Genomic DNA, 26,841 nt, shown 5'->3' with positions numbered 1-26,841 from the left:
ATGAAGCTTCTACTTAGCCGTCTGGCATTGGCGGTTGGTCTGGCTGCGCCTGTGGTGGCAGCTCACGCCGATGATGCGCAGGTCAAGCAAGGCGAATACCTCGCCCGTGCCGCCGACTGCATGGCGTGCCACACCGCACCGGGTGGCGCGCCCTATGCGGGCGGCCTGCCGATCGTGTCGCCGTTCGGCATAATCTACGGCACCAACATCACCCCGAGCAAAGAGCACGGCATCGGCCTGTACAGCGACGACGAGTTCTTCGCCGCGCTGACTGAAGGCAAGCGCCGCGATGGCGCCAACCTGTATCCAGCGATGCCGTACACCTCGTATCACCTGATCCCGCGTGCAGATTCCGACGCGATTCACGCCTACCTGAAAACCGTCGAGCCGATCGAGCGCGCCGCGCCGGTCACCAGCCTGAGCTTCCCGTTCAACGTGCGCCTGGGCCTGATGGGCTGGAACATGATGTACGGCAAGGACGTGAAGCTTGCGCCTGCCGAGGGCAAGAGCGAAGCCTGGAAGCGCGGCCAGTACATGGTCGACGTGCTCGGGCACTGTGGCGAATGCCACACCCCACGCGGCTTGCCCGGTGCGATGCAGATGGACAAGCGCATGACCGGCGGCATTCTCAATGGCTATCTGGCGCCGAGCCTGCTGGCCACTGACCTGGCGGCCCGTGGCTGGAATCATCAGGACCTGAGCTCGTTCCTCAAACACGGCATGAGCGCCCAGGGCACGATGTTCAACGAAATGTTCCCGGTGTTCCACAACAGCACCCAGGGCCTCAGCGATCCGGACCTGGCCGCCATGGCGACCTTCCTGCTCGGCGATCAGCCGCCCGCGGCGAAAGTGCTCACCGAAGTGCCTGTGGACAAACTGAGCCCGAGCGCCCAGCGCGGCCGTCAGGAATATTTGAATGTCTGCGCCGGTTGCCACGCGCCTGGTGGCGAAGGCAAGCCGCACATCGCCGTGGCCATGCGTGGCAATACCACGCTGCGCCTGGAAGACCCGCGCAACCTGGTAAGGGTGATCGACGACGGTATCGGTGAACAGAAGTTCTCCGGTTTCGAGCACATGCAGCCAATGCCGGGGTTCGTCAAGAAGTTGAGCGATGAGCAACTCACGGACCTGCTGAACTACCTGCGTCAGGGCTGGGGCGGTCAGCCGAATGATCTGGCGGTAAACGACGTGCAGAAGCTGCGGGCCGATGCGCCGCCGCTCGAGCACAAGGCCCACTGATATGCAGCATCTGGATCTGCAAGTGGTGCGCCGGGCGCTGGAGTGGTCGGCGGCCGGTCAGCGTATCTGGTTGTGTACGGTGCTCGCCACTTACGGCTCTGCACCGCGCGCACCGGGTTCGCTGCTGGCGGTGAACGTTGAAGGGCAATGGATTGGCTCGTTGTCCGGTGGCTGTGTCGAGGAAGACTTTCTCGAGCGAGTCGCCGAGGGCGCGTTTCTGGAGCCGGTCAGCGTTGTTCGTTACGGCGAAGGCGACGACCCACGCTCGCGCGTCAGCCTGCCATGCGGCGGGGTGCTGGACGTGCTGGTCGAGAAGCTGGAGGCCGATTGCGCGGTGCAAGCGCATCTGCGCGAGCTGGAGTCGGCGCTGTCTGGCCGGCGTCGGTTGATCCGCGAAGTGGATCTGCAAAGCGGTGTGCGTAGCCTGTTCGATGATCGTGAGCAGGGTGTGCGTATCGAGCGTGAAATCGACCGGGTGCGTGTGCGCGTCGGCGCGGCCCAGCGCTTGCTGCTGGCGGGGTATTCCAGCGTGGCCCAGGCCTGTGCGGAGTTTGCCGTAGGCCTGGGCTTCGAGGTGATTCTGTGTGATCCGCGGGACGAAGTGCTCGAAGGCGTCGTGCTGGAAAATGTGGAGATTCGCCGTCAACTGCCGTCGGTGTTCATCGCCGACGGTGGCTGTCACAGCGACACCGCGGTGGTGGCGTTGACCCACGACCCGCGTATCGATGACCTGGCGATGATGGAGGCTGTGCGCACCGAGGCGTTTTACATCGGTGTGATGGGCTCCATGCAGACCTCGCAGAAGCGCTTCGAGCGTTTGCGGCGCATTGGCGGTCTGGGGGAGGTCGAGTTGGCGCGGATTCACGCGCCCATCGGGCTCAACCTGGGCAGCAAGACGCCGGCGGAGATTGCCCTGGCGGTATTGGCCGATATCCTGCGGATTCGCAGCGGTATCCCCCGAGATCGTCTCTAACCCCCCCCCACCCAAAAAAACTGTGGGAGCGAGCTTGCTCGCGATGTCGGTCTGGCAGCCAACGAATATGTTGGATGTTACGACCTCATCGCGAGCAAGCTCGCTCCCACAATGTATTGCGTGTCGCTTAGTATCCGAACCTGTCCCGCAATCCGTAATACCAGGCACCCAGCGCCGCGAACGGCGTACGCAGCATTTGTCCACCCGGGAACGGGTAATGAGGCAGGTCGGCAAAGGCGTCAAAGCGCTCGGCCTGGCCGCGCAGGGCTTCGGCCAGCACCTTGCCCGCCAGGTGCGTGTAGGTCACGCCATGGCCGCTGCAACCCTGGGAATAGTAGATGTTGTCACCCAGGCGCCCGACCTGGGGCAGGCGCGACAGGGTCAGCAGGAAGTTGCCGGTCCAGGCGTAATCGATCTTCACGTCCTTGAGTTGCGGGAAGGCCTTGAGCAGCTTCGGTCGAATGATCGCTTCGATGTTCGCCGGATCCCGCGCGCCGTACACCACGCCACCACCGAAAATCAGGCGCTTGTCGCCGCTGAGGCGGTAGTAGTCGAGCAAGTAATTGCAGTCTTCGACACAGTAGTCCTGGGGCAGCAGGGTCTTGGCCAGTTCTTCGCCCAATGGCTCGGTGGTAATCACTTGAGTGCCGCACGGCATCGACTTGGCGGCCAGCTCCGGCACCAGGTTGCCCAGGTAGGCGTTACCGGCAACGATGATGAATTTGGCCCTGACCTTGCCCTGCGGCGTGTGCACGACCGGATTGGCGCCGCGCTCGATGCGTACGGCCGGTGACTGCTCGTAGATCGTCCCGCCCAGGGATTCGACGGCCGCCGCTTCACCCAGCGCCAGGTTGAGCGGATGGATGTGCCCGCCACTCATGTCGAGCATGCCGCCGACGTATTGATCGCAGGCCACGACTTCTCGGATGCGGTGTTGATCCATCAGTTCCAGCTGGGTATGACCGAAACGTTCCCACAGGCGCTTCTGCGACTCCAGATGCCCCATCTGCTTGGCGGTCATCGCGGCGAACACGCCACCGTCCTTCAGGTCGCACTGAATGTTGTACTTGGCAACTCGCTCACGAATGATCCGGCCACCTTCAAAGGCCATCTGCCCCAGCAACTGAGCCTGCTTGGGACCGACCGTGCGCTCGATCACATCGATATCACGGCTATAGCTGTTGACGATCTGCCCGCCATTACGCCCGGACGCGCCGAAACCCACCCTGGCCGCCTCGAGCACCGTGACCTTGAAGCCGTTCTCCAGCAGAAACAGGGCAGAGGACAGCCCCGTATAACCGGCGCCGATCACACAGACATCGGTCTCGATATCATCCTGCAATGCAGGGCGCGGCGGAACCGCGTTGGCCGATGCGGCGTAGTAGGATTCTGGGTAGGGGGTGTTAGCCATCCTGCAGCCTCTGTTTAATATATTTTACGAGTGCATCGATCCTACCCGAGTTGAAAATCCCCCGCCAGCCACCCGGAAAATCTTCTTTGTACCGGCAAAATTAAATATTTTGCATATTCATAGGGTTAGCTCGAAAAAAGGTGTTGACACCCCTCCGGAATTCCGTAGAATGCCGCCTCACAGCAGGCACGTAGCTCAGTTGGTTAGAGCACCACCTTGACATGGTGGGGGTCGTTGGTTCGAGTCCAATCGCGCCTACCAAACAAAATCCGCTCTGCTGGGCGGTCTGGAAGGGCTCACCGAAAGGTGGGCCCTTTTTTGTTGTCCTGGATTTGATGCGGGGCGTTCACAACGCAACGCCCGGGTTCTGTTGTCACTCTTGAGTGGGAAAATCCGCTCGCAATTCCTGCAGGGTGCGCTCACCGAGCCTTCTCGGGTTGCAGCACATCCAGCAAGAGCAGACCTTGCCATGATTTGCGAAGACGCCAGCATCTCGAGCAGTGGCTTCCCAGTCCTTGGTTCTCTGGTTTCTTTCGAAACGAGCCTTTATGCGGCGTGTATCGTGTCGTCGTTGAGCTCTAGACATGTCTTTCTCCTAAGCCGAAGACGACAAAGCCCCGGCAGATTTCTCTGGCGAGGCTGGTTCGGCTCACATCCTGGATGTGCAGGAGTGACAGGGTCGGATGAATTTTGCTCGTTTGCCCGGTGGTGTCAACAGGCAGTCGCTTGCCTCATCAAAGGTCAGAGCGCGTAACCCGTCACCTGGGCTAGATGCCCATCCTGCGCACCAGCGATCAAGTGCAGCGGGATATTCTGTTGCACATCAATGGACGGTATTTCGAAGCTCCCGACTATCTGGAGGTGGCGCTCGCTCAGTTCGATCGACTCTGCTGCCTTTTCCTTAGCCATTCGCGCGTGGTTCATTGCGATTTCGTTGAGCGTTGACACGTTGTATCTCCCGGTGACTGACCAAGCGTATCGCTGGCGTCCTTAAGCATTGGTTGAATGGCTGCAGCGTCAGAATTATGTCGGTTCAGCGCTGTTATGCGCGTTCTGTGCAATCCTCAAGCCACGGGCGCCAATGAATTGCTCGTTGTGATTTGGCAGGCGACGAGTGGCGGGCCGCTGAGGGGGATGGGCCGGATTCTTTATCATTCGGGCGTAAACTGGGTGTGCGACCTCATTGAAAGGAGCTGCCCATGAACGAGGATCAAGCGAGCAAACACGCGCCCGCAGACAATGCCGTCTGGGATCGATACTTCTGCGCTGCATTGATTGCCGAAAGCAATTTGACTGCCCCGATTGTGGGCGGGGTTACCCACGAAGACAGGCAGAACCTGCTGATCGAGAGGGCCAGGACCCTCGCGGACAAGATGTTGGAAAACCGCAGGTAACCAGAGCCCAGCCGTCGCGCTGGGCTCTTCGCATGCTGGTGCTGTGCGTGTTGCGGATCAGGCGATCAGCTCTACCTTGCCGGTCGCCAGGCGATAGACGCCGCCCACGATCTTCAGCACGCCTTTACTCTGCGCATCGGTCAGCAAGGGTGAGGCCTGTTTCAGGCTGTCGACGGAATTTTTGACGTTCTGCTCGGTGGCGTTTTCCATCAGGCTCCCGGGTTGCTTGAGCACTGTCTCGACCGCCGACTTGAGTGCATCGGTCAGTTTCGGGATATGGCCGGGGAAAATCGTCTGATCCTTGACGGCCTTGATACTGGCCTCGATGGCGCCGCAGCTCTCATGGCCGAGCACGAGAATCAGCGGTGCGCCCAGTACGGCGACCCCGTATTCCAAACTGGCCAAGCCTTCCGGGGTCACGAAGTTGCCCGCGACGCGGATGGAGAAAAGATCGCCGCGCGCAGTGTCAAACGCGTACTCCGGGGCGATGCGCGAGTCAGAGCAGCTCAGCACTGCCACGAACGGATTTTGCCCCGACACCAGGGCCTCTCGCTCAGCTTTGAAATCATGGGTTTTGGAAGTGCCGGTTACATATCGCTCATTGCCCTCCATCAGTCTTTTCAGCGCCATGTCGGGACTGATCACGTTTTGCGGTTTTGGTGGGGCTGACGGTTTTTCGGCTGCCTGGAGGATCTTGCCGGGCAGTATGCCGGTCAGCAGCAGGGCGCCTGCGCTCAATCCGGCAAATTGAAGAAAACGACGACGGCCTGTGGTGTTTGAAGCAGAGCTTGAATCACATGATTTACACATGATTTTGTTTACTCAGTTCAATGCGGTGAGAGTGAGTTGCGGTTGGGGGCTGGCCTTGCCTTGGATGCTCGAACCAGCGCAGTGGAGTCTAGTTGGTCTGTCATATTGTGTAGCGGACTGCCGTGCAGCCGACCATTTCATGGGCTACTACTGACAGGCTCATACAATCTTCGAACTGGCAGGAGCTTCTCGATGCTGACTCACTGGATTCTGGCGGCGGTTCATCTTTTGGCATTGGCCCTGGGATTTTGGGCGGTGTTGGTTCGAGGCACGGCTTTTCGGCGTTTGGCCGATGGGTCCGCACAGGTGCGCGGTGTCCTGATGGCGGACAATGTCTGGGGGATTTCAGCTGTCGTTTTGCTGATCAGTGGAGGGATGCGAGCCTTTGGCGGGTACGAGAAAGGCACGGACTATTACCTGCATCAGCCGCTGTTTCATCTGAAGATGACCCTGTTCGTGCTGATCCTGCTGCTGGAGATCGCGCCAATGGTGACGTTGATCAAATGGCGGATAGCGCTGGGCCGTAAAGTGGCCTTCGATACTGGGCGTGCGAAGCTGTTTGCACGCATCAGTCATGTCGAGGCGCTGTTGGTGTTGTTGATGGTAGTGGCGGCGACTGGCATGGCGCGCGGGGTGATGTTCGGTTAACCACGCAATGAACGCGTCCTTCCCTGGGATAAACCGGAAAAGTCTGACAGCCTGGGCATTGGGCTTGCCGCTAGTATCGAACCCCTTGAGGCTTGCAGGAGTGAGGCGATACTGAATCTTTAGCCAGCCGTGGTTGCACATTGAACGGGCTGGCTACTGACTGCAGCAGAATTCAGGGTTGCGGCTTTTCCGGGGCGGTCAGGCCGGCCTGAATGCGCTGGTAAATTTCTTCACGATGCACTGCAACGTCCTTCGGGGCGTTGATGCCAATCCTGACTTGCTGGCCGCTTACGCCCAGGATGGTGATCGTAATGTCATCACCGATATTAATGCTTTCACCGACTTTGCGGGTGAGTATCAGCATGGTCTTCTCCTTGATTGCTTTGTGGGGCACCTGATTCGGACAGTGCAGAAGTCGGTGGTATGTATAGATTAGTGCGAAGTCTGACGGTTTGGGTGCCTCTTTCTGACGCACAGATGTGGCATTAATTCCCAAGGCGTAACTATACAGAGGCCGCAACCATCATTCTCGTTGTTTTGAGCCCATTTTACGGCACTCGCGAAGTATTCATGGATGGTAAAATCGCCGCTTTATGCATTTAGAGGGAAACGCCGTGCGCAAAATGGTTCTGGTAATCGCGATATTGGCACTGGCAGGGTGTGGCGAGGGCAGCGGAGTGGATGCGCCGAAGCCGAAACCGGCCATGGCTGCCGTACCGGCGGCAGTGTCCGGCCCGCAATGGGACCTTGAAGTGCGAGGTGAAACCCCTCAGGCCGTCAGTGATTTGAGTGGCTGGCTGATCGAGCACAGTTTCATGTCCAGCATCCTCAAGGAAAATGGCAATACGCGAATCCTGATGGGGCCATACAATTCCAAAGCCGAGGCCGAAGCCAAGCAGGATGAAGTCCGCGCGGCGCTCACTCGCGCGAAGAAACAGAACATCGAATTGCTGGTGCTTGAGCGTCCTGCCACTCAATAACCTTCTGTAACGCAGATATCCAGTGAACAAAAAAGGCCTCGGGGTTCAGTCTCGAGGCCTTTTTTTGTTTCAGGTGTGCGGGTTCAGCCGCAGGCCTTCATGTCCACCGGGCCGACGAACTCGTTGGCGCGCCCCATGACGCACGCCACGCTCTGGTTACGTTGGCGTTCCCAGGCCTGTACCGGATAGGTTTTGTTCCAGGCTTCGTACAGCTGCCGATCCTGTTTCGACAGGCGCAAGCCATATTGCTTGCTCATGTAGAAGTAAGTCCGGGCGATCATGCCGCGAATGGAAGGGCGGGGCATGACTTTCTTGGCCTTGAAATCGACCTGGGTCAGGCAGGAACCATACTGCCCCGATTGCTCGGGCAGCCAACCGAAGCTGAAGTTGCTGCGATCGCCATTGACCTCGCCAATGCTCGGCACCAGGTTGTGCAAATCAGCCTCGGCCTTCTGGTAAACCGGGTCGTAGCGGGTGCAATTCTTGCGGCCGCCTTCTTGCCAGCACTGGCGTTGATGACCGATTTGCCAGGCCGGAACGATATGCTCCCATTCGATGCGGGATGCGCGCTTGGCATTTTTGCGTGGCACATAACCGCAGGCGGCAAGGTTCACCCGGTTGCCGGTGTACTTGCAGCCGCAGTAAAACTCGGTGGACTGAGGGGCGTAGAGCTTCCAGGCGACCTTCTTCGCTTCGGTGAAAGTGCGCGGGGCATCGGCCTGCGCACCCATGACAAAAAACAACAGCAGTAAAACAAACCAGCGGGCACTCATCGACTCAATCTTCCTTCGGCACAACCCAGAAAATCTGCACGCCGCCATCGTCGCGATAGGCGAGGGTGACGTTGTCGTTTTCGTCGATTTCCTCCAGCAGGCGTTCCCATTCATCCACCGGCTCGTCGGCAAGGCGGAAGATCAGTGCTGCCCTGGCCTTTTGTGCGGTGGGTGAGTTGATGATTTTCTGAACGCGCAGGCCCATGCGTACATAGGTCTCGGGAGAGTCGGAGGTGGTGTCCACAGGATTATCCTTATTAAGCTGTACGTGCATACAGTATTTAACTGTAGGCCATTTCGCAACTGCTTATAAATCAAGAAATTCCTCTGACAGCGGTTTGTCCCGTTTGGCGTAAGGCGAAGGAGGTTTTTTTGTCAGATCGAACGGCAGCCATTCGCCAGGGTTGGCGAATGGTGCCGCGGTGCCCGACCGGATCCGGTCGGGCGAGGGCGAATCAGTATTCCCAGAACATCCGTTGCAGTTCTTTGCTGTCATTGGTCTTGGTCAGCGCGACCATCGCCAGGATCCGTGCCTTTTGCGGGTTCAGGTCGTGGGCAACGACCCAGTCGTATTTATCGTCGGGCTGTTCGGCGTTGCGCAGCACGAAGCCGCCGGCGTTGACATGGGAGGAGCGAATGATCTGCACGCCATCCTTGCGCAGGGCTTGCAGGGCAGGGACGACCCGCGACGATACCGAGCCATTGCCGGTGCCAGCGTGGATGATGGCCTTGGCGCCGGATTGAGCCAGCGCCTTGTAGGCGGTATCGCTGACGTTGCCGTAGGAATAAGCGATCTCGACGTCAGGCAGGCTCTCGATGGTCTTGATGTCGAATTCGGAATCCATGGTGTGACGCTTGGCCGGCAGGCGGAACCAGTAGGATTTGCCTTCTACCACCATGCCCAGCGGACCCCAGGCGCTTTTAAACGCTTCGGTCTTGATGTTGATCATTTTGCTGACGTCGCGACCCGACTGGATTTCATCGTTCATGGTCACCAGCACGCCTTTGCCCCGCGCGTCTTTGCTGCTGGCCACGGCCACCGCGTTGTACAGGTTGAGCATGCCATCGGCGGACATCGCAGTGCCCGGGCGCATGGAGCCCACGACGATGATCGGCTTGTCGGTTTTTTCCACGAGGTTCAGGAAGTACGCGGTCTCTTCCAGGGTGTCGGTGCCGTGGGTGATCACGATGCCATCGACGTCTTTGCTGTCGGCCAGTTCGGCTACGCGGCGGCCCAGTTGCAGCAGGTTTTCGTTGGTGATGCTTTCGGAGGCGATTTGCATCACCTGTTCGCCGCGAACGTTGGCCAGTTGGCTCAGTTCCGGAACGCCGGCGATCAGCTGTTCAATGCCGACTTTCGCTGCTTGATAGGTCGCACTGTTGGCGGCGCTGGCACCGGCGCCGGCAATGGTGCCGCCGGTGGCGAGGATTACCACGTTGGCCAGTTTCTGTTGGGTTTCGGCTTCTTTGGCCTGAAGGGCGGTAGGCAGAAGCAGTAGCAGGGCCAAGGCGCCCGGAACAAAGGTCTTGAGAGCAGATGTCATTATTTTTCTCTTCTAGTTGTGAGACGGTGCAGATGCAGGTTCATCTAGATGCGCCTCGGGCGAATCTGAACGCCGGAGGTGCCAGGAGAAGAGCAGGATCTGTACCAGTAACACCCTGAATCGAAAAACACGCTTAACTTAATGATTTGTAACGGTATTGCCGCATGTGTCCGGAAACGGTTTCGGGTCCGGGCGTCCGGATTGCCGAACATGTTTATCTTTTGTGTTCGGCGATCCGAAACGGCTGGCAGTTCTGTTGAAGATTTAAACGCATCAATTTGTCGTTAACCGACTAAAGAAAAGCGTGCCCCGGTCGATGCTCCTTCAAGGGATCTTTTTTCTGCAGGAGTTCACATGTCGTTATCTGTTGGTTTCCCAAACGCTGCAGGCATCACCATCGGAGGAAAGTCGGCGACGACCATTCGTGCGGTGGGCGATGCGACAGAGGAGGCGGCTGCCAGCGCGCTGGGGGTAAAGGGCAGTGACAGCAACAAGGTCAAAACCGGTCCGGTAGGCCTGGGAGAGAGTGCCGGTGCAAAGGCGGAACCGCAAGCGAGCGATAACACCAGCATTGCGGTGAAGGTGCTGCTCAAGCGTCTGCAGGAGTTGCAGCAGCAATTGCGTGAGCAACAGCAGCAATTGGCGCAGGCCCAGGCGGCTTCCTATCCGACCCCGGAAGCCAAGACCACCGCGGTGGCAGCCATTCAGGGGCAGGTTGCCGACACCAACGGCGCCATCCTGCAAGTCAGCGCGAGTCTGATCAAGGAGCTGACCAAGGGTTCCGGCACGGGATCGGTGGTCAACACCACCGCATGAGTTGCGTGCCGATTTTTTAGCCCATCCGTTCTGAAAGCACTTTTCAGGTCGTTGACAAATACCGGCAGGGTTCGCATAGTTTGCTTCACGCAAACGTTTGCGCGACCCCGAGTGATGGCATTCCTCACTCTGGGTCGTGAAGCTTACGCCAGCGCAAGCGTTGCTCACAATAATCATAAGATCGGAGTGAACCCATGAAGCTGCCATTCGCTGGACGCCTTCTCGCTGTCGCTATGCTGGCTGCCGCATCCGCTGCACTGCCTGTTTCTTCGGCTTTTGCTGAAACCACCCCTGAGAAACCGAAAGTGGCCCTGGTCATGAAATCCCTGGCCAACGAGTTCTTCCTGACCATGGAGGACGGCGCCAAGGCCTACCAGAAGGATCACTCCGGCGAATTCGAGCTGATCTCCAACGGCATCAAGGATGAAACCGACACCGCAGGCCAGACGCGCATCGTCGAGCAGATGATCCTGGCCAAGGTCAATGCACTGGTGATTGCACCGGCAGACTCCAAGGCCATGGTGCCGGTGATCAAGAAAGCCATCGATGCCGGTATCACCGTGATCAACATCGACAACCAGCTGGACCCCGCCGTCGTCAAAAGCAAAAACATCAATGTTCCGTTCGTGGGCCCGGACAACCGCAAGGGCGCACGGCTGGTCGGCGACTACCTGGCCAAACAGCTGAAGGCCGGTGACGAAGTCGGCATCATCGAAGGTGTGTCCACCACCACCAATGCCCAGCAGCGCACCGCAGGCTTCAAGGATGCGATGGAAGCGGCGCAGATCAAGGTGGTGTCCCTGCAATCCGGTGACTGGGAGATCGACAAGGGCAACAAGGTCGCCGCGTCCATTCTCAGCGAATACCCGCAAACCAAGGCCCTGTTGGCCGGCAACGACAGCATGGCGGTCGGCGCGGTGTCTGCGGTGCGCGCCGCGGGCAAAGCCGGCAAGGTGCAAGTGGTCGGTTATGACAACATCAACGCCATCCAGCCGATGCTCAAGGATGGACGGGTGCTGGCCACCGCGGACCAGTTTGCGGCCCGGCAGGCAGTGTTCGGCATCGAGACGGCATTGAAAATTCTCAAGGGTGAAAAGGTCGAAGGCGGCGCCAATGGCGTGATCGAAACGCCGGTTGAGCTGGTTACCAAGTAGTCCACTGGCGACGTAACGGCGCTCGTCCAGCCGGACGGGCGCGTGGAGAGTTTTATGTCAGCTTCCACTCCGAACGCTGTCCTCTCGGTCAGCGGTATCGGCAAGACCTACGCCCAACCGGTCCTGGCCGGCATCGACCTGACGCTCATGCGCGGTGAAGTGCTGGCATTGACCGGCGAGAACGGTGCAGGCAAAAGCACGCTGTCGAAGATCATTGGCGGACTGGTGACGCCGACCACCGGCCGGATGCAGTTTCAGGGGCAGGACTATCAACCGGGTAGCCGGGCTCAGGCTGAGGCGCTGGGTGTCCGCATGGTCATGCAGGAACTCAATCTGCTGCCGACCCTGTCGGTGGCGGAAAACCTGTTCCTGCACAACCTGCCCAACAATGCCGGCTGGATCAGTCGCAAGCAGTTGCGCAAGGCGGCCATCGCGGCCATGGCCCAGGTCGGGCTCGACGCCATTGACCCGGACACCCTGGTCGGCGAACTGGGCATCGGTCATCAGCAAATGGTGGAGATCGCCCGCAACCTGATCGGCGATTGTCATGTGCTGATTCTCGACGAGCCGACGGCGATGCTCACTGCGCGCGAAGTCGAAATGCTGTTCGAACAGATCACCCGCCTGCAGGCTCGCGGCGTATCGATCATCTACATCTCCCATCGCCTCGAAGAACTGGCGCGGGTCGCGCAGCGCATTGCCGTGTTGCGCGACGGCAACCTGGTCTGTGTCGAGCCGATGGCCAACTACAACAGTGAGCAACTGGTTACCTTGATGGTTGGTCGCGAGCTCGGCGAACACATCGATATGGGCGCTCGCGCGATCGGCGCGCCGGTGTTGACGGTCAAGGGGCTGAGCCGTGCCGACAAGGTTCGCGACGTGTCGTTCGAAGTCCGTGCTGGCGAGATTTTCGGCATTTCCGGTCTGATCGGCGCGGGTCGCACCGAATTGCTGCGCCTGATCTTCGGCGCCGATATCGCCGACAGCGGCACGATTGCCCTGGGCTCGCCGGCGCAAGTCGTCAGCATCCGTTCACCGGTGGATGCAGTGGGTCACGGCATCGCGATGATCACCGAGGACCGCAAGGGCGAAGGCCTTTTGTTGACCCAGTCGATCGGGGCCAATATTGCCTTGGGCAACATGCCCGGCATCTCCAGCGGCGGTTTCGTCGACAACCGGGAGGAGGGCGCCCTGGCCCAGCGTCAGATCGACGCCATGCGCATTCGCAGTTCCGGGCCGGTCCAGTTGGTGTCCGAGCTGTCCGGTGGCAATCAGCAGAAAGTCGTCATCGGTCGTTGGCTGGAGCGCGACTGCTCGGTGCTGCTGTTCGACGAGCCGACCCGCGGCATCGACATCGGCGCCAAGTTCGATATCTACAACCTGCTCGGTGAGTTGACCCGCAAGGGCAAGGCGCTGGTGGTGGTCTCCAGTGACCTGCGCGAGCTGATGCTGATCTGCGACCGGATCGGCGTGCTGTCGGCAGGCAGCCTGATCGATACGTTCGAGCGTGACCGCTGGACCCAGGATGAGTTGCTCGCCGCTGCTTTTGCCGGCTACCAAAAACGTGATGCGCAGCTCTTTGAAGCCGCGCCTAGGGATCTTCCATGAAAACCGCTTCTTCCGCCGGCCTGCGCAGTGGCAACTTCTACGGCCTGGGCACCTATCTGGGCCTGGCCGGTGCCTTGTTGGCGATGATCGTGCTGTTCTCGGTGCTGAGCAGTCACTTCCTGTCCTACGACACGTTCAGCACCCTGGCCAACCAGATTCCGGACCTGATGGTGCTGGCGGTCGGCATGACCTTTGTGTTGATCATCGGCGGCATCGACCTGTCGGTGGGTTCGGTGCTGGCGCTGGCGGCGTCGACCGTGAGCGTGGCGATTCTCGGCTGGGGCTGGAGTGTCCTGCCGGCGGCGCTGCTGGGCATGGCCGTCGCGGCGTTGGCCGGTACCGTCACCGGTTCGATCACGGTGGCGTGGCGGATCCCGTCGTTCATCGTGTCCCTGGGCGTGCTGGAAATGGCGCGCGGGGTGGCGTATCAGATGACCGGTTCGCGTACGGCCTACATCGGCGATGCGTTCGCCTGGCTGTCCAATCCGATCGCCTTGGGCATTTCACCGTCATTCATCATTGCCTTGCTGATCATTTTCATCGCCCAGGCCGTGTTGACCCGCACGGTGTTCGGTCGCTACCTGATCGGTATCGGCACCAACGAGGAGGCCGTGCGACTGGCGGGGATCAATCCCAAGCCATACAAAATCCTGGTGTTCAGCCTGATGGGATTGCTGGCCGGTGTGGCTGCGTTGTTCCAGATTTCTCGCCTGGAAGCCGCCGACCCGAATGCCGGTTCCGGCCTTGAGCTGCAGGTGATCGCCGCCGTGGTGATCGGCGGCACCAGCCTGATGGGTGGCCGCGGTTCGGTGATCAGCACGTTTTTTGGCGTCCTGATCATTTCCGTGTTGGCCGCGGGGCTGGCGCAGATCGGGGCGAGCGAACCGACCAAGCGCATCATTACCGGCGCGGTGATCGTGGTGGCGGTGGTGCTGGACACTTATCGCAGTCAACGCGCAAGCCGGCGGACCTGAGTCATGGCGACGATCAAAGATGTGGCAGCCCTTGCTGGCATCTCCTACACGACGGTTTCCCATGTGGTGAACAAGACCCGCCCGGTCAGTGAAGAAGTGCGGATCAAGGTCGAGGCGGCGATCAAGACCCTCGACTACGTCCCCAGCGCCGTGGCCCGTTCACTCAAGGCCAAGACCACCGCGACCATCGGCCTGTTGGTGCCCAACAGCCTCAACCCGTATTTCGCTGAACTGGCCCGGGGCATCGAGGATTACTGCGAGCGAAACGGTTACTGCGTGATCCTGTGCAACTCCGACGACAACCCGGACAAACAGCGCAGCTACCTGCGTGTGCTGCTGGAAAAACGCATCGACGGCCTGATCGTCGCCTCGGCCGGCGGCGACAGTGGCCTGGTACAAGGTCTGAAGGGCGTCCGTACGCCCATGGTGATCGTCGACCGCGGGCTGGACGGTGTCGACGCGGACCTGGTGCGCATCGACCATGAGTACGGCGCGTATCTGGCGACCCGGCACCTGCTGGAGCTGGGGCACCGGGACATCGCCACGATCAGCGGGCCGGAAAACACCAGTGTGGCGCAGATGCGTCTGGCGGGTTATCGCCGGGCGTTGAAGGAGGCGGGCATCGACGTCTCTTCCGAGCGCATGCTGGAAAGCGATTTCACCAGCACCGGCGGCTACAGCGCTGCCGCGATTCTGCTGGAAGGCAATCCGCCCACCGCTATTTTTGCCGCCAACGACATGATCGGCATCGGCGTGCTGCGGGCCGCCGCCGAGCGCAATATTCGCGTACCGAGCGAGTTGTCGGTGATCGGCTTCGACGATATCCAGATGAGTCGGTATGTCTACCCATCGTTGACCACGGTCGGGCAATCGATCCTGCAACTCGGCGAAATGGCCGCTGAAGTGCTTTTGCGGCGAATCGCCACGCCGGGCCTGGCGACCGATCAGCGCATCGTGACGCCGAGTATCGTCATACGTGAATCGACGGCGCCGCTGGCCGGCGTGTTTGCCCAGTTCCGCTGAAAACAGATAGCCAGCGTCCAAACAGAATCGTGAGTAGCAATGTATGTCAGCAAAAGTAGTGGTAATAGGCAGCTTGAACATGGACCTGGTAACCCGGGCGCCACGCTTGCCCAAGGGCGGTGAAACGCTGATCGGTCAGTCGTTTACCACTGTTTCCGGCGGCAAGGGCGCCAATCAGGCCGTGGCTGCGGCGCGACTGGGAGCCCGGGTGTCGATGATCGGCTGCGTGGGCAGCGACGCTTATGGCGAGGCGCTGCGCGGGGCGCTGCTGGCCGAACGGATTGATTGCCAGGCGGTGAGCACCGTTGACGGCTCCAGCGGCGTGGCGTTGATTGTGGTCGACGACAGCAGTCAGAACGCCATCGTGATCGTCCCCGGCGCCAACGGTGCATTGACCGCTGAAGCCATTGACCGTTTTGATTCGTTGATACAGGCGGCGGACGTACTCATCTGTCAGCTGGAAGTGCCCGATGCTTCCGTCGGCCATGCGCTCAAGCGCGGTCGCGAACTGGGCAAGAAGGTCATCCTCAATCCGGCACCGGCCAGCCGCCCGCTGCCACCGGACTGGTATGCGTCGATCGATTACCTGATTCCCAACGAGAGTGAGGCATCGGCCCTGACGGGGTTGGTGGTGGACTCCCTGGAAACCGCACAAGCCGCAGCGACCCGGCTGATTGCCATGGGTGCCGGCAAGGTGATCATCACCCTCGGTGCGCAAGGCTCGCTGTTTGCCGATGGCCAGCGCTTCGAGCATTTTCCTGCGCCCGTGGTAAAGGCTGTCGACACCACGGCGGCGGGCGATACCTTCGTCGGAGGTTTCGCTGCAGCGCTGGCCGGGGGTGAAGATGAAGTGCAGGCAATCCGTTTCGGGCAGGTGGCTGCGGCGCTGTCGGTCACCCGTGCCGGTGCGCAACCGTCGATTCCCGTTTTGAGCGAAGTGCAGGCGTTTAAAACCCCATGAAAAAGACACCCTTGCTCAACGTCGCGTTGTCGCGGCTGATTGCCTCATTGGGGCATGGCGACATGGTCGTCATCGGGGACGCCGGTTTGCCGGTTCCTCCAGGCGTTGAATTGATCGACCTGGCCTTGACCCATGGCGTCCCGGATTTTGTCAGCACCTTGAAGGTGGTGCTCAGCGAGATGCAGGTCGAAAGCCATGTGCTGGCGCAGGAAATCTTCGATAAAAAGCCCTCGGCCCTGACTGCACTGGATGAGCTGGACGGTGACGGCGCACTGGGTCGGCGTGAGGTGCTCACCCACGAACAGTTCAAGGTACTGAGCCGACAAGCGAGGGCGATCGTTCGTACAGGCGAGTGCCAACCGTACTGCAACATTGTGCTGGTCGCCGGCGTAACGTTTTGACTGGCTATCCGCGTTTTGATGTCCCATGCACAAGGAGTGCGCGATGTATCGCTATGCCCAGAAACTGCACCAACTACTCCGGAGTCTGCTGATTTTGTCCCTGATTACCGCAACGAGTGCCCAGGCAGCACAAAAGATCGACCTGATCATCGATACCGATCCAGGGGCTGATGACGTCGTCGCCCTGTTGTTCGCCCTGGCATCGCCGGATGAGCTGAATGTTCGCGCGCTGACTACCGTTGCCGGCAACGTTCGCCTGGACAAGACCTCGCGCAATGCGCGGCTGGCCCGGGAGTGGGCGGGGCGCGAAGAGGTTCCTGTCTATGCGGGGGCGCCGCGACCCCTGATGCGCACACCCATCTACGCCGAGGACATTCATGGCAAGGAAGGGTTGTCGGGCATTGCCGTGCATGAGCCCAGGAAGGGGCTGACGAAGGGCAGCGCTATCACCTATCTGATCGATACCCTGAAATCTGCCGAGCCCCACAGCATTACCATCGCCATGCTTGGCCCGCAGACCAACCTGGCCCTGGCGCTGATCCAGGAGCCGGGTATCGTCCAGGGCATCAAGGAAGTGGTGGTCATGGGTGGCGCGCACTTCAATGGCGGCAACATCACGCCGGTGGCCGAGTTCAACCTGTTCGCCGACCCGCAAGCGGCCGAAGTGGTGCTCAAGAGCGGTGTGAAGCTGACCTACCTGCCTCTGGATGTGACCCACAAGATCCTTACCAGCGAAGCGCGCCTACAACAGATTGCCGCGCTCAATAACAATGCCAGCCGGTTGGTGAGCGACATTCTCAATGAGTACATCAAGGGCGACATGGAGCACTACGGCATTCCAGGTGGTCCGGTGCATGACGCCACGGTGGTCGCTTACCTGCTCAAGCCGCAATTGTTCAGCGGTCGTTCGGTCAACGTGGTGGTCGACAGCCGCGAAGGACCGACCTTTGGACAAACCATCGTCGACTGGTACGACGGCTTGAATGCGCCAAAGAACGCCTTTTGGGTGGAAAGCGGCGACGCCCAGGGCTTCTTCGACCTGTTGACCGAGCGTCTGGCCCGACTGAAATAAGCGTCAGGCGCCCGCGTGCGGGGTTTACTCCCGCGCGCTGACGGCTTCGGCCTTTTGATCCGACAGATGTTTTTCGAAAATCTGCTCGATGAACGATTGCGCGGCTTCGGTTCCAATATCCCTGACCAGCAGGTCGATACCGATGATGGCCAGTTCTTCCGTGCTGCCTGGACTGTAGGAGCTGTGGCCGTCCTGCCACTTGGCCTTGATGTCGGCGTCGATGCTTACGGTGGTCATGATGGCACTCGTGCGGTCGGGGAGATCGGAGTGCCGAGTTAACCATTTTGCGGGGCTTTTGACACGCCGACTTAGGCAGCAAAGGAGCGCTATGCGACACTTGGTCCCTGACGAATATTCAAGGAATGCGCTGTGCAGATCGATTTGAGCTCTCCAGATGGCCTGACCCTCGAGGCTGTGCGTCAGTTACTGGCCGGCGCCAGTGACGATGAGCACACTCAGTTGCGAGTCACCAAGGCAGGCATTGCCTATATTTCCTCGGGTGTCGTGGGCGGTACGGATATCGACGGCTTGTTGTTTCGTCTCGAAACCTGGGCCAAGGGCTCCGGTTATGTCGGGCGTGTCGCGGCCAGCGATGAGGTCTGGGTCATGCAGATTTTCAACGCCCTGAAAGAGAACTGGCCCAATCCGCCCTACGACTATATCGACGTCTATTGAGCGCCGTTCATATTCAGTCACGATTCAGTGGTCAGGGGGAGGGCGGCGTTCAGGCAAAATCGCGGATCGTGCGGATGCCGGGCAGGGCGCCAGCACTGCCTGTGAAACCAAACGCCAGTCTGGTAGTCGCACGATCTCTGCTTAATTATTGAATAAGGAGGCTTCATGCCTTGGAAGCTCGCGTCATTGGGTACTTTGCTGGCCGTTGCCACGCTGGCCGGTTGCAGCACTACCCCTACGGAGTCGGCAACCCCTGATGTTGCGACGACTGACACGGGGCACAGCCGCTGTGAAGCAAAGGCTGCCGAGTTCACCCTCGGCAAACAGGCATCGCCGCAACTGCTGGAGCAGGCGCGTAGCCGTGCAGGAGCGCAAAGCGCACGGTTCCTGCTGCCAACCGATATGGTGACGCTGGAGTACCGTTCCGATCGCCTGAACCTGAACACCGATGCCAACAAGGTGGTCACCCGCGTCAACTGTGGCTGATCCCGGGCTTTTGTTTCACCCATAAAAAACCCCGTCACATGGACGGGGTTTTTTTAGCGCGCCGGGAAATTACTCTGGGCGAACTTGAGCAGCTTGCATACCCTTTTGGCCTTTCTCAGCCACGAAGGAAACAGTCTGGCCTTCTTTCAGGCTTTTGAAACCGTCGCTTTCGATAGCTTTGAAGTGTACGAACAGGTCGTCACCGCCACCTTGAGGAGTGATGAAGCCGAAGCCTTTTTCATCGTTGAACCATTTAACGGTGCCGGTTTGGCGATTAGACATGGTGTATCTCCAAGAAACATATATTTTCAGTAGTACTGTGCTGCTCAGGCCAACTGGGCACACCCGGGTATCATAGTCGAAATGTTCGGTTTGGGAGCCCCCCGGGCGCGTTGTTTGCCGATCAGTCGTGGTTTCTTTATCTCTTGAAATGGCTGGAAGCCCCGTTTTATAAGGCTCTCAGCCGAAAGTAAAGACGATAAAAAAAGCTGTAAAACCTGCATCAATTGTACGAAATGACCCGTTTTGGGCGCTTTTTAACAGTATTTCAGGGGCTCAAAGCGCGGGGCCGGGCTTATTTTTGCTCTTTGTTGGTGGCCTTGCAGGCGGCAATTTTCCCCATTGCCTCCTTCTGCAACGCTTGACTGGCAGTACCATTCATCAACGCCGAAATATCGGCGGCAGGGTACGATTTGATGGCATCGGCACCGCAGGCGCAGTGGGATTTCGCTGCTGGCGTGCCAATCTTCTCGGCAGCGGCAGGCACGCACTGAGCCATGTATTTCTCTCGTTCGCCTTTCGGCCATTCTGCATGGGCGGCCAGCGGCAGCAGGAGAATGACGGGGGTGACTACTGCGAACAAACGATTCAGACGCATGCTGAGATACTCCTTGTGGGTCAAATATCTTGATATCTGAGGGCGACAGTGCGCTTCAAGTTCAGCACTGTTGCATAAAAACAGCCAATTTACCCTGCGGCAAAACCTGCGCACCTTGGCAACCGTTCATCTGTGCTAGCATGCGTGGCTCGAGCGTTTGCGGGCTCCGACGGACCTTCAGTCCCGGAAGCGGCAGATGCACGATTAACCCTGATTTGAATCCCAGTCACTCTGGTTCGGTTTTCCGGTTGGCCGCAAGGCTCCTGCCGCTGTAAGGCAGGCGTTCGTCATTGAATGGCCTGGACCGGATCTTGTACTGGCTCATCCCAACCCACGTGACCTTTGGTAGGGGTCACCACTAGGAGAGGAGGCGCCATGCCAACTATTACTCTTCCCGACGGCAGTCAACGTTCATTCGATCACCCGGTTTCCGTAGCCGAGGTCGCCGCATCCATTGGTGCAGGCCTGGCCAAGGCCACCGTTGCCGGTAAGGTCAATGGCAAGCTGGTCGACGCCAGCGACATCATCGACAGCGACGCGTCGCTGCAAATCATCACGCCAAAGGATGAAGAGGGGCTGGAGATCATTCGCCACTCTTGCGCCCACCTGGTTGGCCACGCGGTCAAGCAGCTGTACCCGACTGCCAAAATGGTGATCGGTCCGGTCATCGATGAAGGTTTTTATTACGACATCGCCTTCGAGCGTCCTTTCACTCCGGACGACCTGGCCGCCATCGAACAGCGCATGCAGCAGCTGATCGAAAAAGATTACGACGTGATCAAGAAAGTCACTCCGCGCGCCGAAGTGATCGAAGTGTTCAAGGCCCGTGGCGAAGACTACAAGTTGCGCCTGGTCGAGGACATGCCGAACGAGCAGGCCATGGGCCTGTACTATCACGAAGAATACGTCGACATGTGCCGCGGTCCGCACGTGCCGAACACGCGCTTCCTGAAATCCTTCAAGCTGACCAAGCTGTCCGGCGCCTACTGGCGTGGCGATGCCAAGAACGAGCAGTTGCAGCGCGTCTACGGCACCGCATGGGCGGACAAGAAGCAACTGGCCGCTTATATCCAGCGCATTGAAGAAGCCGAAAAGCGCGACCACCGCAAGATCGGCAAGCGCCTGGGCCTGTTCCACACCCAGGAAGAGTCGCCGGGCATGGTGTTCTGGCACCCGAACGGCTGGACTTTGTACCAGGTGCTCGAGCAGTACATGCGCAAGGTTCAGCGCGACAACGGCTATCTCGAAATCAAGACGCCGCAAGTCGTTGACCGCAGCCTGTGGGAGAAATCCGGGCACTGGGCCAACTACGCCGACAACATGTTCACCACTCAGTCGGAAAACCGCGACTACGCGATCAAGCCGATGAACTGCCCTTGCCATGTGCAGGTGTTCAACCAGGGCCTGAAAAGCTACCGCGAGTTGCCGATGCGCCTGGCCGAATTCGGTGCCTGCCACCGTAACGAGCCTTCGGGTGCCTTGCACGGCATCATGCGCGTGCGTGCATTCACTCAGGACGATGCCCACATCTTCTGCACCGAAGAGCAGATGCAGGCCGAGTCCGCAGCGTTTATCAAGCTGACCATGGACGTTTATGCCGACTTCGGCTTTAAAGACGTCGAGATGAAGCTGTCCACTCGTCCGGAAAAACGCGTCGGTTCCGACGAGCTGTGGGATCGCGCCGAAGCAGCACTGGCCGCAGCCCTTGATAGTGCGGGCCTGCCGTACGATCTGCAGCCGGGTGAGGGCGCCTTCTACGGTCCGAAGATCGAATTCTCGCTGAAAGATTGTCTTGGTCGGGTCTGGCAGTGTGGTACCCTGCAGCTCGATTTTAACCTGCCAGTACGTCTGGGAGCCGAATACGTCTCCGAAGACAACAGTCGCAAGCACCCGGTGATGTTGCACCGGGCGATCCTCGGGTCCTTCGAACGTTTCGTCGGAATCCTGATCGAGCACTACGAGGGTGCATTCCCGGCGTGGCTTGCTCCGACCCAGGCAGTGGTGATGAATATCACCGACAAACAAGCGGATTTCGCCGCCGAGGTTGAAAAAACCCTCAACGAAAGCGGATTCCGTGCCAAGTCTGACTTGAGAAATGAAAAAATCGGCTTTAAAATCCGCGAGCATACTTTGCTCAAGGTTCCTTATCTCTTGGTTATCGGAGATCGGGAAGTCGAGATGCAGACTGTCGCTGTGCGTACTCGTGAAGGTGCTGACCTGGGCTCGATGCCCGTCGCCCAGTTCGCTGAGTTTCTCGCGCAAGCGGTTTCCCGGCGTGGTCGCCCAGATTCGGAGTAATTATTATTAAGCGTGAAATGAGACAAGATAAACGAGCTGCACCGAAAGCCCCGATCAACGAGAATATCTCGGCCCGCGAGGTTCGGTTAATTGGTGCTGAAGGTGAACAGCTTGGGATTGTGTCAATTGAAGACGCGCTTCTTAAGGCTGAAGAGGCCAAGCTGGATCTGGTGGAGATTTCCGCCGATGCAGTACCACCTGTTTGCAAACTGATGGACTACGGCAAATCGATCTTCGAAAAGAAGAAACAGGTTGCTGCGGCCAAGAAAAACCAGAAGCAGATCCAGGTTAAAGAAATCAAGTTTCGTCCAGGGACGGAGGAAGGGGATTACCAGGTAAAACTGCGCAACCTGGTACGTTTCCTGAGTGATGGGGACAGGGCCAAGGTATCCTTGCGATTCCGCGGCCGTGAGATGGCCCACCAGGAGCTGGGGATGGAACTCCTCAAGCGAGTTGAAGGTGACTTGCTCGAGTACGGTTCGGTCGAACAGCATCCTAAGATGGAAGGACGCCAGCTGATCATGGTCATCGCCCCGAAAAAGAAGAAGTAATCAACAGGGCACGGCAGGCCTTCTGATTATGTTTATCAACTGAATGCGGAGTATCCGAACATGCCAAAAATGAAGACCAAAAGTGGTGCTGCTAAGCGGTTTCTGAAAACTGCTAACGGTATCAAGCACAAGCACGCTTTCAAGAGCCACATCCTGACTAAAATGTCGACCAAGCGTAAGCGTCAACTGCGCGGTAGCAGCTTGCTGCATCCGTCTGACGTGGCAAAAGTCGAGCGCATGCTGCGCCTTCGTTAATTTTAGTCAAGAATAGAGGAAGTAACTCATGGCTCGTGTAAAGCGTGGCGTCATTGCCCGTAAGCGTCACAAAAAAATTCTGAAACTTGCTAAAGGCTACTACGGCGCACGCTCCCGCGTATTCCGTGTTGCCAAGCAAGCGGTAATCAAGGCAGGCCAATACGCCTACCGTGACCGTCGTCAGAAAAAACGTCAGTTCCGCGCTCTGTGGATCGCTCGTATCAACGCTGGTGCTCGTATCAACGGTCTGTCCTACAGCCGTTTCATCGCCGGCCTGAAAAAAGCGTCCATCGAGATCGACCGTAAGGTTCTGGCTGATCTGGCAGTGAACGAAAAAGCGGCGTTTGCTGCGATTGTCGAGAAAGCTAAAGCCACCTTGGCTTAAGTACCCCCGACAGTCACCCGGCCTCGCATCTGTGGGGCCAGGTGTTAAACGTCATAAATAGGGGAAGAGCCTTCAAGCTCTTCCCCTATTTTGTATCTGGAGTCTGTACATGGAAAACCTGGATGCGCTCGTCTCTCAAGCTCTAGAGGCTGTGCAAAGCGCTGAAGATATCAATGCCCTGGAGCAAATCCGGGTTCACTACCTTGGCAAGAAGGGTGAATTGACTCAGGTGATGAAGACCCTGGGGAATTTGCCGGCAGAAGAGCGTCCGCAAGTCGGTGCGCTGATCAACGTTGCCAAGGAGCGTGTCACAGAAGTCCTCAATGCGCGCAAGGCATTGTTTGAAGAAGCCGATCTGGCTGCCAAACTCTCCGCCGAGTCCATTGACGTGACCCTGCCTGGCCGTGGTCAGACCTCCGGTGGTCTGCATCCGGTTACCCGCACTCTGGAACGCGTCGAACAGTTCTTCACCCGCATTGGCTACGGCATCTCCGAAGGCCCTGAGGTCGAAGACGACTATCACAACTTCGAAGCGCTCAACATCCCAGGCCATCACCCGGCCCGGTCGATGCATGACACCTTCTATTTCAATGCGAACATGTTGTTGCGCACCCATACCTCGCCGGTACAGGTCCGCACCATGGAGTCCAAGCAGCCGCCGATCCGCATCGTCTGCCCAGGCCGCGTATACCGCAGCGACTCCGATATCACCCACTCGCCGATGTTCCACCAGGTCGAAGGCCTGCTGGTCGATCGCGACATCAATTTCGCCGACCTCAAAGGCACCATCGAAGAGTTCCTGCGGGTGTTCTTCGAAAAAGAACTGGCTGTGCGTTTCCGTCCTTCGTACTTCCCGTTCACCGAGCCATCCGCTGAAGTCGACATGGAATGCGTGATGTGCAGCGGTAAAGGCTGCCGCGTCTGCAAGCAGACCGGCTGGCTGGAAGTGATGGGCTGCGGCATGGTTCACCCGAACGTGTTGCGCATGTCCGGGATCGACCCGGAAGAGTTCTCGGGCTTTGCCTTCGGCATGGGCGTTGAGCGTCTGGCCATGCTGCGTTACGGCGTGAACGACTTGCGTCTGTTCTTCGACAACGACTTGCGGTTCCTCGCGCAATTTCGCTAGTCGTAACGAATTCTTAGGAGAGCAGGATGAAATTCAGTGAACAATGGCTGCGTGGCTGGGTTAGCCCGCAGGTAAGTCGCGACGAGCTGGTTGCTCGTCTGTCGATGGCCGGTCTTGAGGTCGATAGCGTTACGCCGGCCGCCGGTGTTTTCAGTGGCGTGGTGGTTGGCGAGGTGCTGAGCACCGAGCAGCACCCGGACGCCGACAAGCTGCGCGTGTGCCAGGTCAGCAACGGCTCGGAAACCTTCCAGGTGGTTTGCGGTGCGCCAAATGTGCGCCCGGGCCTGAAGATTCCTTTCGCCATGATCGGCGCCGAGCTGCCAGGCGACTTCAAGATCAAGAAGGCCAAGCTGCGTGGCGTCGAGTCCAACGGCATGCTGTGCTCGCAATCCGAGCTGCAGGTCGGTGAAGGCAACGACGGTCTGATGGAACTGCCGGCCGATGCGCCAGTGGGCGAAGATTTCCGCGTTTATCTGGATCTGGAAGACGCCAGCATCGAGGTCGACCTGACCCCGAACCGTGGTGACTGCCTGTCCCTGGCCGGTCTGGCCCGTGAAGTCGGCGCGCTGTACGCCGCTCCAGTGGTCCGTCCGGTGGTGGCTTCGGTGCCTGCCGCGCACGACGAAGTGCGTTCGGTAGAAGTGCTGGCACCGGCCGCGTGCCCACGTTATCTGGGTCGTGTGATTCGTAACGTCGACCTGTCCAAGCCGACGCCGCTGTGGATGGTTGAGCGCCTGCGCCGTGCAGACGTACGCAGCATCGACGCTGCCGTCGACATCACCAACTACGTGATGCTGGAGCTGGGTCAGCCACTGCACGCTTTCGATCTCGCCGAAATCAATGGTGGCATCCGCGTACGCATGGCTGAAGACGGCGAGAAGCTGGTGCTGCTCGACGGTCAGGAAGTCAGCCTGCGTAGCGATACCCTGGTGATTGCCGACCACTCCCGTGCACTGGCCATCGCCGGCGTCATGGGTGGCGAGCACAGCGGTGTGTCCGCGACCACCCGCGACGTGTTCCTGGAAAGCGCCTTCTTCGACCAGATCGCCGTAGCCGGCAAGGCCCGTTCCTATGGCCTGCACACCGATGCATCGCATCGCTATGAGCGTGGCGTGGATTGGCAGCTGGCCCGCGAAGCCATGGAGCGCGCGACTGGCTTGCTGCTGGACATCACCGGTGGTGAAGCGGGTCCGATCATCGAGACCGTCAGCGAACAGCATCTGCCGAAAATTGCTCCGGTCACCCTGCGTGCCCAGCGCATTACCCAGATGCTGGGCATGGAAATGGATTCGGCTGAAGTGGAGCGTCTGCTCAACGCTTTGGGCCTGGCCATTACTGCCGACGGGGCAGGGCAGTGGCGTGTAGAAGTGCCAAGCCATCGCTTCGATATCAGCCTGGAAGTCGACCTCATCGAAGAACTGGCACGCCTGTACGGCTACAACCGCTTGCCGGTTCGTTACCCGCAAGCGCGCCTGGCGCCGCAAGCCAAGGCAGAGGCGCGTAGCGATCTGCCAGAACTGCGCCGCCTGCTGGTTGCCCGTGGTTATCAGGAAGCGATTACCTACAGCTTCATCGATCCGAAACAGTTCGAACTGTTCAATCCGGGTGTTGAGCCGTTGCTGCTCGCCAACCCGATCTCCAACGACATGGCGGCCATGCGTTCGTCCTTGTGGCCGGGCCTGGTCAAGGCGCTTCAGCACAACCTGAATCGCCAGCAGGATCGCGTCCGTCTGTTCGAAAGCGGCCTGCGTTTCGTTGGCCAGCTTGAAGGCCTGAAACAAGAGCCGATGCTGGCCGGTGTGGTTTGCGGCAGCCGCCTGCCGGAAGGCTGGGCGCAAGGTCGCGACACCGTCGACTTCTTCGACGTCAAGGCTGACGTGGAAGCGGTGCTCGGCTTCGCCGGTGCCCTGGATGCATTCACTTTCGTACCGGGCAAACATCCGGCGCTGCACCCGGGTCAAACCGCGCGCATCGAACGTGACGGTCGTCTGGTCGGCTTCATTGGCGCGATCCACCCCGAATTGTCGAAAACCCTCGGTCTCGACCGTCCGGTCTTCGTTTTCGAGTTGGTTCTGGCTGAAGTGGCGTCGGGCAAAATGCCGAAATTCCACGAGTTATCGCGCTTTCCTGAAGTGCGTCGTGACCTTGCACTGATTGCGCACAAAGACGTTGCAGCCACGGCTGTACTGGACGTAATCCGTGAAAATGCAGGCGAATGGCTGACAGACCTCAGGCTATTTGACGTGTATCAGGGTAAAGGCATTGATCCTGATAGAAAAAGCCTTGCAGTCGGCTTGACCTGGCAGCATCCATCGCGCACTCTTAATGACGATGAGGTGAATACCGCAACGCAAAACATCCTCACCTCGCTCGAACAAAGGTTGAACGCCACGTTAAGGAAGTGACG

The 26,841-nt window shown here is 59.1% G+C and carries 31 protein-coding genes and 1 tRNA gene; 22 read left to right on the top strand and 10 right to left on the bottom strand.

Translation table 11 applies throughout. The annotated features are described in order from the left end of the window. Together EI969_RS20545 and EI969_RS20540 are read left to right on the top strand one after the other, a co-directional pair. The gene (locus EI969_RS20545; RefSeq protein WP_160389391.1) at nt 1-1,239 is read left to right on the top strand and encodes a cytochrome c; all 1,239 of its coding nucleotides are present in this window, start codon (nt 1-3) and stop codon (nt 1,237-1,239) included. A 1-nt stretch (nt 1,240) separates the two neighbouring features. Next, nucleotides 1,241-2,212: an XdhC family protein gene (locus EI969_RS20540; protein WP_160389390.1), complete on the top strand. Its 972-nt coding sequence runs from the start codon at nt 1,241-1,243 to the stop codon at nt 2,210-2,212. 127 nt (nt 2,213-2,339) lie between these two features. Here the strand turns inward: EI969_RS20540 and EI969_RS20535 are convergent, their stop codons facing one another. Beyond that, the gene (locus EI969_RS20535) at nt 2,340-3,623 is read right to left on the bottom strand and encodes an FAD-binding oxidoreductase (RefSeq protein WP_160389389.1); all 1,284 of its coding nucleotides are present in this window, start codon (nt 3,621-3,623) and stop codon (nt 2,340-2,342) included. 184 nt (nt 3,624-3,807) lie between these two features. Here EI969_RS20535 and EI969_RS20530 point away from each other — a divergent pair. Further along, nucleotides 3,808-3,884 (top strand) — tRNA-Val (locus EI969_RS20530). Between the two features lie 480 nt (nt 3,885-4,364). Here the strand turns inward: EI969_RS20530 and EI969_RS20525 are convergent. Further along, nucleotides 4,365-4,571, bottom strand: coding sequence for a hypothetical protein (locus EI969_RS20525; protein WP_160389388.1), 207 nt, complete (start codon nt 4,569-4,571; stop codon nt 4,365-4,367). A 251-nt stretch (nt 4,572-4,822) separates the two neighbouring features. Between EI969_RS20525 and EI969_RS20520 the strand changes: the two genes are divergently transcribed. Then, nucleotides 4,823-5,017, top strand: a complete 195-nt coding sequence (locus EI969_RS20520) for a hypothetical protein (RefSeq protein ID WP_160389387.1) — start codon at nt 4,823-4,825, stop codon at nt 5,015-5,017. A gap of 57 nt (nt 5,018-5,074) precedes the next feature. Here EI969_RS20520 and EI969_RS20515 read toward each other — a convergent pair whose 3' ends face one another. Continuing rightward, nucleotides 5,075-5,827 (bottom strand): carbonic anhydrase, encoded by a 753-nt coding sequence (locus EI969_RS20515; protein WP_160389386.1) that lies wholly within the window; start codon nt 5,825-5,827, stop codon nt 5,075-5,077. 192 nt (nt 5,828-6,019) lie between these two features. Here EI969_RS20515 and EI969_RS20510 point away from each other — a divergent pair, with 192 nt between their 5' ends. Beyond that, nucleotides 6,020-6,475 (top strand): DUF2214 family protein, encoded by a 456-nt coding sequence (locus tag EI969_RS20510; RefSeq protein WP_160389385.1) that lies wholly within the window; start codon nt 6,020-6,022, stop codon nt 6,473-6,475. Nucleotides 6,476-6,647: 172 nt separating this feature from the next. On the opposite strand, the gene csrA is transcribed toward EI969_RS20510, so the two are convergent. Next, nucleotides 6,648-6,839 carry a carbon storage regulator CsrA gene (csrA, locus tag EI969_RS20505; RefSeq protein ID WP_053161267.1) on the bottom strand — a complete coding sequence of 64 codons (192 nt, stop codon included), beginning with the start codon at nt 6,837-6,839 and terminating at the stop codon, nt 6,648-6,650. A gap of 250 nt (nt 6,840-7,089) precedes the next feature. On the opposite strand from csrA, the gene EI969_RS20500 reads away from it, so the two are divergent. Beyond that, nucleotides 7,090-7,455: an SPOR domain-containing protein gene (locus tag EI969_RS20500; protein WP_160389384.1), complete on the top strand. Its 366-nt coding sequence runs from the start codon at nt 7,090-7,092 to the stop codon at nt 7,453-7,455. A gap of 83 nt (nt 7,456-7,538) precedes the next feature. Here the strand turns inward: EI969_RS20500 and EI969_RS20495 are convergent, their stop codons facing one another. From EI969_RS20495 to EI969_RS20485, 3 genes are all read right to left on the bottom strand, one after another. Then, nucleotides 7,539-8,228, bottom strand: a complete 690-nt coding sequence (locus tag EI969_RS20495) for an endonuclease (RefSeq protein WP_160389383.1) — start codon at nt 8,226-8,228, stop codon at nt 7,539-7,541. A gap of 4 nt (nt 8,229-8,232) precedes the next feature. After that, nucleotides 8,233-8,502, bottom strand: coding sequence for a DUF1654 domain-containing protein (locus EI969_RS20490; RefSeq protein WP_160389382.1), 270 nt, complete (start codon nt 8,500-8,502; stop codon nt 8,233-8,235). 181 nt (nt 8,503-8,683) lie between these two features. Next, nucleotides 8,684-9,772: an asparaginase gene (locus tag EI969_RS20485; protein WP_160389381.1), complete on the bottom strand. Its 1,089-nt coding sequence runs from the start codon at nt 9,770-9,772 to the stop codon at nt 8,684-8,686. A 354-nt stretch (nt 9,773-10,126) separates the two neighbouring features. Between EI969_RS20485 and EI969_RS20480 the strand changes: the two genes are divergently transcribed. The 8 genes from EI969_RS20480 (at nt 10,127) to EI969_RS20445 (ending at nt 17,781) form a co-directional block, all read left to right on the top strand. Then, nucleotides 10,127-10,588, top strand: coding sequence for a hypothetical protein (locus EI969_RS20480; protein WP_160389380.1), 462 nt, complete (start codon nt 10,127-10,129; stop codon nt 10,586-10,588). Nucleotides 10,589-10,782: 194 nt separating this feature from the next. After that, on the top strand, nt 10,783-11,742 hold the full coding sequence (locus EI969_RS20475) for a sugar ABC transporter substrate-binding protein (RefSeq protein WP_160389379.1): 960 nt from the start codon (nt 10,783-10,785) through the stop codon (nt 11,740-11,742). Nucleotides 11,743-11,796: 54 nt separating this feature from the next. Further along, complete coding sequence (locus EI969_RS20470; RefSeq protein WP_160389378.1) at nt 11,797-13,350, top strand: sugar ABC transporter ATP-binding protein; 1,554 nt, start codon at nt 11,797-11,799, stop codon at nt 13,348-13,350. Continuing rightward, nucleotides 13,347-14,324, top strand: a complete 978-nt coding sequence (locus EI969_RS20465) for an ABC transporter permease (RefSeq protein WP_160389377.1) — start codon at nt 13,347-13,349, stop codon at nt 14,322-14,324. Before EI969_RS20470 ends, EI969_RS20465 begins: the two co-directional genes overlap by 4 nt. 3 nt (nt 14,325-14,327) lie before the next feature. Continuing rightward, complete coding sequence (locus EI969_RS20460) at nt 14,328-15,347, top strand: LacI family DNA-binding transcriptional regulator (protein WP_160389376.1); 1,020 nt, start codon at nt 14,328-14,330, stop codon at nt 15,345-15,347. 43 nt (nt 15,348-15,390) lie between these two features. Further along, nucleotides 15,391-16,308, top strand: a complete 918-nt coding sequence (rbsK, locus tag EI969_RS20455; protein ID WP_160389375.1) for a ribokinase — start codon at nt 15,391-15,393, stop codon at nt 16,306-16,308. Continuing rightward, the gene (gene rbsD, locus EI969_RS20450; protein ID WP_160389374.1) at nt 16,305-16,709 is read left to right on the top strand and encodes a D-ribose pyranase; all 405 of its coding nucleotides are present in this window, start codon (nt 16,305-16,307) and stop codon (nt 16,707-16,709) included. Before rbsK ends, rbsD begins: the two co-directional genes overlap by 4 nt. A gap of 43 nt (nt 16,710-16,752) precedes the next feature. Further along, nucleotides 16,753-17,781: a nucleoside hydrolase gene (locus EI969_RS20445; RefSeq protein ID WP_160389373.1), complete on the top strand. Its 1,029-nt coding sequence runs from the start codon at nt 16,753-16,755 to the stop codon at nt 17,779-17,781. A gap of 24 nt (nt 17,782-17,805) precedes the next feature. On the opposite strand, the gene EI969_RS20440 is transcribed toward EI969_RS20445, so the two are convergent. Then, nucleotides 17,806-18,018 carry a hypothetical protein gene (locus EI969_RS20440; RefSeq protein ID WP_160389372.1) on the bottom strand — a complete coding sequence of 71 codons (213 nt, stop codon included), beginning with the start codon at nt 18,016-18,018 and terminating at the stop codon, nt 17,806-17,808. Nucleotides 18,019-18,150: 132 nt separating this feature from the next. Between EI969_RS20440 and EI969_RS20435 the strand changes: the two genes are divergently transcribed. Both EI969_RS20435 and EI969_RS20430 read left to right on the top strand, forming a co-directional pair. Beyond that, complete coding sequence (locus EI969_RS20435; RefSeq protein ID WP_160389371.1) at nt 18,151-18,456, top strand: hypothetical protein; 306 nt, start codon at nt 18,151-18,153, stop codon at nt 18,454-18,456. Nucleotides 18,457-18,621: 165 nt separating this feature from the next. Next, the gene (locus tag EI969_RS20430) at nt 18,622-18,942 is read left to right on the top strand and encodes an I78 family peptidase inhibitor (RefSeq protein ID WP_160389370.1); all 321 of its coding nucleotides are present in this window, start codon (nt 18,622-18,624) and stop codon (nt 18,940-18,942) included. Between the two features lie 69 nt (nt 18,943-19,011). Here the strand turns inward: EI969_RS20430 and EI969_RS20425 are convergent, their stop codons facing one another. Then, entirely contained in the window at nt 19,012-19,224 is a 213-nt protein-coding gene (locus EI969_RS20425) for a cold-shock protein (RefSeq protein ID WP_003179963.1), read from the bottom strand. A gap of 292 nt (nt 19,225-19,516) precedes the next feature. Next, nucleotides 19,517-19,819 (bottom strand): hypothetical protein, encoded by a 303-nt coding sequence (locus EI969_RS20420; protein WP_160389369.1) that lies wholly within the window; start codon nt 19,817-19,819, stop codon nt 19,517-19,519. Nucleotides 19,820-20,194: 375 nt separating this feature from the next. On the opposite strand from EI969_RS20420, the gene thrS reads away from it, so the two are divergent. The 6 genes from thrS to pheT all read left to right on the top strand — a co-directional run bounded on the left by thrS (nt 20,195) and on the right by pheT (nt 26,839). Further along, on the top strand, nt 20,195-22,117 hold the full coding sequence (gene thrS, locus EI969_RS20415; RefSeq protein WP_110656646.1) for a threonine--tRNA ligase: 1,923 nt from the start codon (nt 20,195-20,197) through the stop codon (nt 22,115-22,117). Beyond that, nucleotides 22,117-22,668: a translation initiation factor IF-3 gene (infC, locus tag EI969_RS20410; RefSeq protein ID WP_172668659.1), complete on the top strand. Its 552-nt coding sequence runs from the start codon at nt 22,117-22,119 to the stop codon at nt 22,666-22,668. Before thrS ends, infC begins: the two co-directional genes overlap by 1 nt. Before the next feature lie 60 nt (nt 22,669-22,728). Then, entirely contained in the window at nt 22,729-22,923 is a 195-nt protein-coding gene (gene rpmI / locus EI969_RS20405; RefSeq protein WP_002553160.1) for a 50S ribosomal protein L35, read from the top strand. Between the two features lie 28 nt (nt 22,924-22,951). Beyond that, nucleotides 22,952-23,308, top strand: a complete 357-nt coding sequence (rplT, locus tag EI969_RS20400; RefSeq protein ID WP_007905879.1) for a 50S ribosomal protein L20 — start codon at nt 22,952-22,954, stop codon at nt 23,306-23,308. A 109-nt stretch (nt 23,309-23,417) separates the two neighbouring features. Further along, on the top strand, nt 23,418-24,434 hold the full coding sequence (gene pheS / locus EI969_RS20395) for a phenylalanine--tRNA ligase subunit alpha (protein ID WP_160389368.1): 1,017 nt from the start codon (nt 23,418-23,420) through the stop codon (nt 24,432-24,434). A 26-nt stretch (nt 24,435-24,460) separates the two neighbouring features. Then, on the top strand, nt 24,461-26,839 hold the full coding sequence (pheT, locus tag EI969_RS20390) for a phenylalanine--tRNA ligase subunit beta (protein ID WP_160389367.1): 2,379 nt from the start codon (nt 24,461-24,463) through the stop codon (nt 26,837-26,839). The last annotated feature ends 2 nt before the right edge of the window (nt 26,840-26,841 follow it).

The sequence above is a fragment of the Pseudomonas sp. PB101 genome (assembly GCF_009764265.1).
Taxonomy (GTDB): Bacteria; Pseudomonadota; Gammaproteobacteria; order Pseudomonadales; family Pseudomonadaceae; genus Aquipseudomonas.
This window is presented reverse-complemented; position numbering and strand designations above follow the sequence as displayed.

Excerpts from the sequence above, each read along its gene's own strand:
- EI969_RS20545 (WP_160389391.1), top strand. The coding sequence starts at position 1 with ATGAAGCTTCTACTTAGCCGTCTGGCATTGGCGGTTGGTCTGGCTGCG.
- EI969_RS20540 (WP_160389390.1), top strand. The coding sequence starts at position 1,241 with ATGCAGCATCTGGATCTGCAAGTGGTGCGCCGGGCGCTGGAGTGGTCG.
- EI969_RS20535 (WP_160389389.1), bottom strand. The coding sequence starts at position 3,623 with ATGGCTAACACCCCCTACCCAGAATCCTACTACGCCGCATCGGCCAAC.
- EI969_RS20520 (WP_160389387.1), top strand. The coding sequence starts at position 4,823 with ATGAACGAGGATCAAGCGAGCAAACACGCGCCCGCAGACAATGCCGTC.
- EI969_RS20515 (WP_160389386.1), bottom strand. The coding sequence starts at position 5,827 with ATGTGTAAATCATGTGATTCAAGCTCTGCTTCAAACACCACAGGCCGT.
- EI969_RS20510 (WP_160389385.1), top strand. The coding sequence starts at position 6,020 with ATGCTGACTCACTGGATTCTGGCGGCGGTTCATCTTTTGGCATTGGCC.
- csrA (WP_053161267.1), bottom strand. The coding sequence starts at position 6,839 with ATGCTGATACTCACCCGCAAAGTCGGTGAAAGCATTAATATCGGTGAT.
- EI969_RS20495 (WP_160389383.1), bottom strand. The coding sequence starts at position 8,228 with ATGAGTGCCCGCTGGTTTGTTTTACTGCTGTTGTTTTTTGTCATGGGT.
- EI969_RS20490 (WP_160389382.1), bottom strand. The coding sequence starts at position 8,502 with ATGCACGTACAGCTTAATAAGGATAATCCTGTGGACACCACCTCCGAC.
- EI969_RS20485 (WP_160389381.1), bottom strand. The coding sequence starts at position 9,772 with ATGACATCTGCTCTCAAGACCTTTGTTCCGGGCGCCTTGGCCCTGCTA.
- EI969_RS20480 (WP_160389380.1), top strand. The coding sequence starts at position 10,127 with ATGTCGTTATCTGTTGGTTTCCCAAACGCTGCAGGCATCACCATCGGA.
- EI969_RS20475 (WP_160389379.1), top strand. The coding sequence starts at position 10,783 with ATGAAGCTGCCATTCGCTGGACGCCTTCTCGCTGTCGCTATGCTGGCT.
- EI969_RS20470 (WP_160389378.1), top strand. The coding sequence starts at position 11,797 with ATGTCAGCTTCCACTCCGAACGCTGTCCTCTCGGTCAGCGGTATCGGC.
- EI969_RS20465 (WP_160389377.1), top strand. The coding sequence starts at position 13,347 with ATGAAAACCGCTTCTTCCGCCGGCCTGCGCAGTGGCAACTTCTACGGC.
- EI969_RS20460 (WP_160389376.1), top strand. The coding sequence starts at position 14,328 with ATGGCGACGATCAAAGATGTGGCAGCCCTTGCTGGCATCTCCTACACG.
- rbsK (WP_160389375.1), top strand. The coding sequence starts at position 15,391 with ATGTCAGCAAAAGTAGTGGTAATAGGCAGCTTGAACATGGACCTGGTA.
- rbsD (WP_160389374.1), top strand. The coding sequence starts at position 16,305 with ATGAAAAAGACACCCTTGCTCAACGTCGCGTTGTCGCGGCTGATTGCC.
- EI969_RS20445 (WP_160389373.1), top strand. The coding sequence starts at position 16,753 with ATGTATCGCTATGCCCAGAAACTGCACCAACTACTCCGGAGTCTGCTG.
- EI969_RS20440 (WP_160389372.1), bottom strand. The coding sequence starts at position 18,018 with ATGACCACCGTAAGCATCGACGCCGACATCAAGGCCAAGTGGCAGGAC.
- EI969_RS20430 (WP_160389370.1), top strand. The coding sequence starts at position 18,622 with ATGCCTTGGAAGCTCGCGTCATTGGGTACTTTGCTGGCCGTTGCCACG.
- EI969_RS20425 (WP_003179963.1), bottom strand. The coding sequence starts at position 19,224 with ATGTCTAATCGCCAAACCGGCACCGTTAAATGGTTCAACGATGAAAAA.
- EI969_RS20420 (WP_160389369.1), bottom strand. The coding sequence starts at position 19,819 with ATGCGTCTGAATCGTTTGTTCGCAGTAGTCACCCCCGTCATTCTCCTG.
- thrS (WP_110656646.1), top strand. The coding sequence starts at position 20,195 with ATGCCAACTATTACTCTTCCCGACGGCAGTCAACGTTCATTCGATCAC.
- rpmI (WP_002553160.1), top strand. The coding sequence starts at position 22,729 with ATGCCAAAAATGAAGACCAAAAGTGGTGCTGCTAAGCGGTTTCTGAAA.
- rplT (WP_007905879.1), top strand. The coding sequence starts at position 22,952 with ATGGCTCGTGTAAAGCGTGGCGTCATTGCCCGTAAGCGTCACAAAAAA.
- pheS (WP_160389368.1), top strand. The coding sequence starts at position 23,418 with ATGGAAAACCTGGATGCGCTCGTCTCTCAAGCTCTAGAGGCTGTGCAA.
- pheT (WP_160389367.1), top strand. The coding sequence starts at position 24,461 with ATGAAATTCAGTGAACAATGGCTGCGTGGCTGGGTTAGCCCGCAGGTA.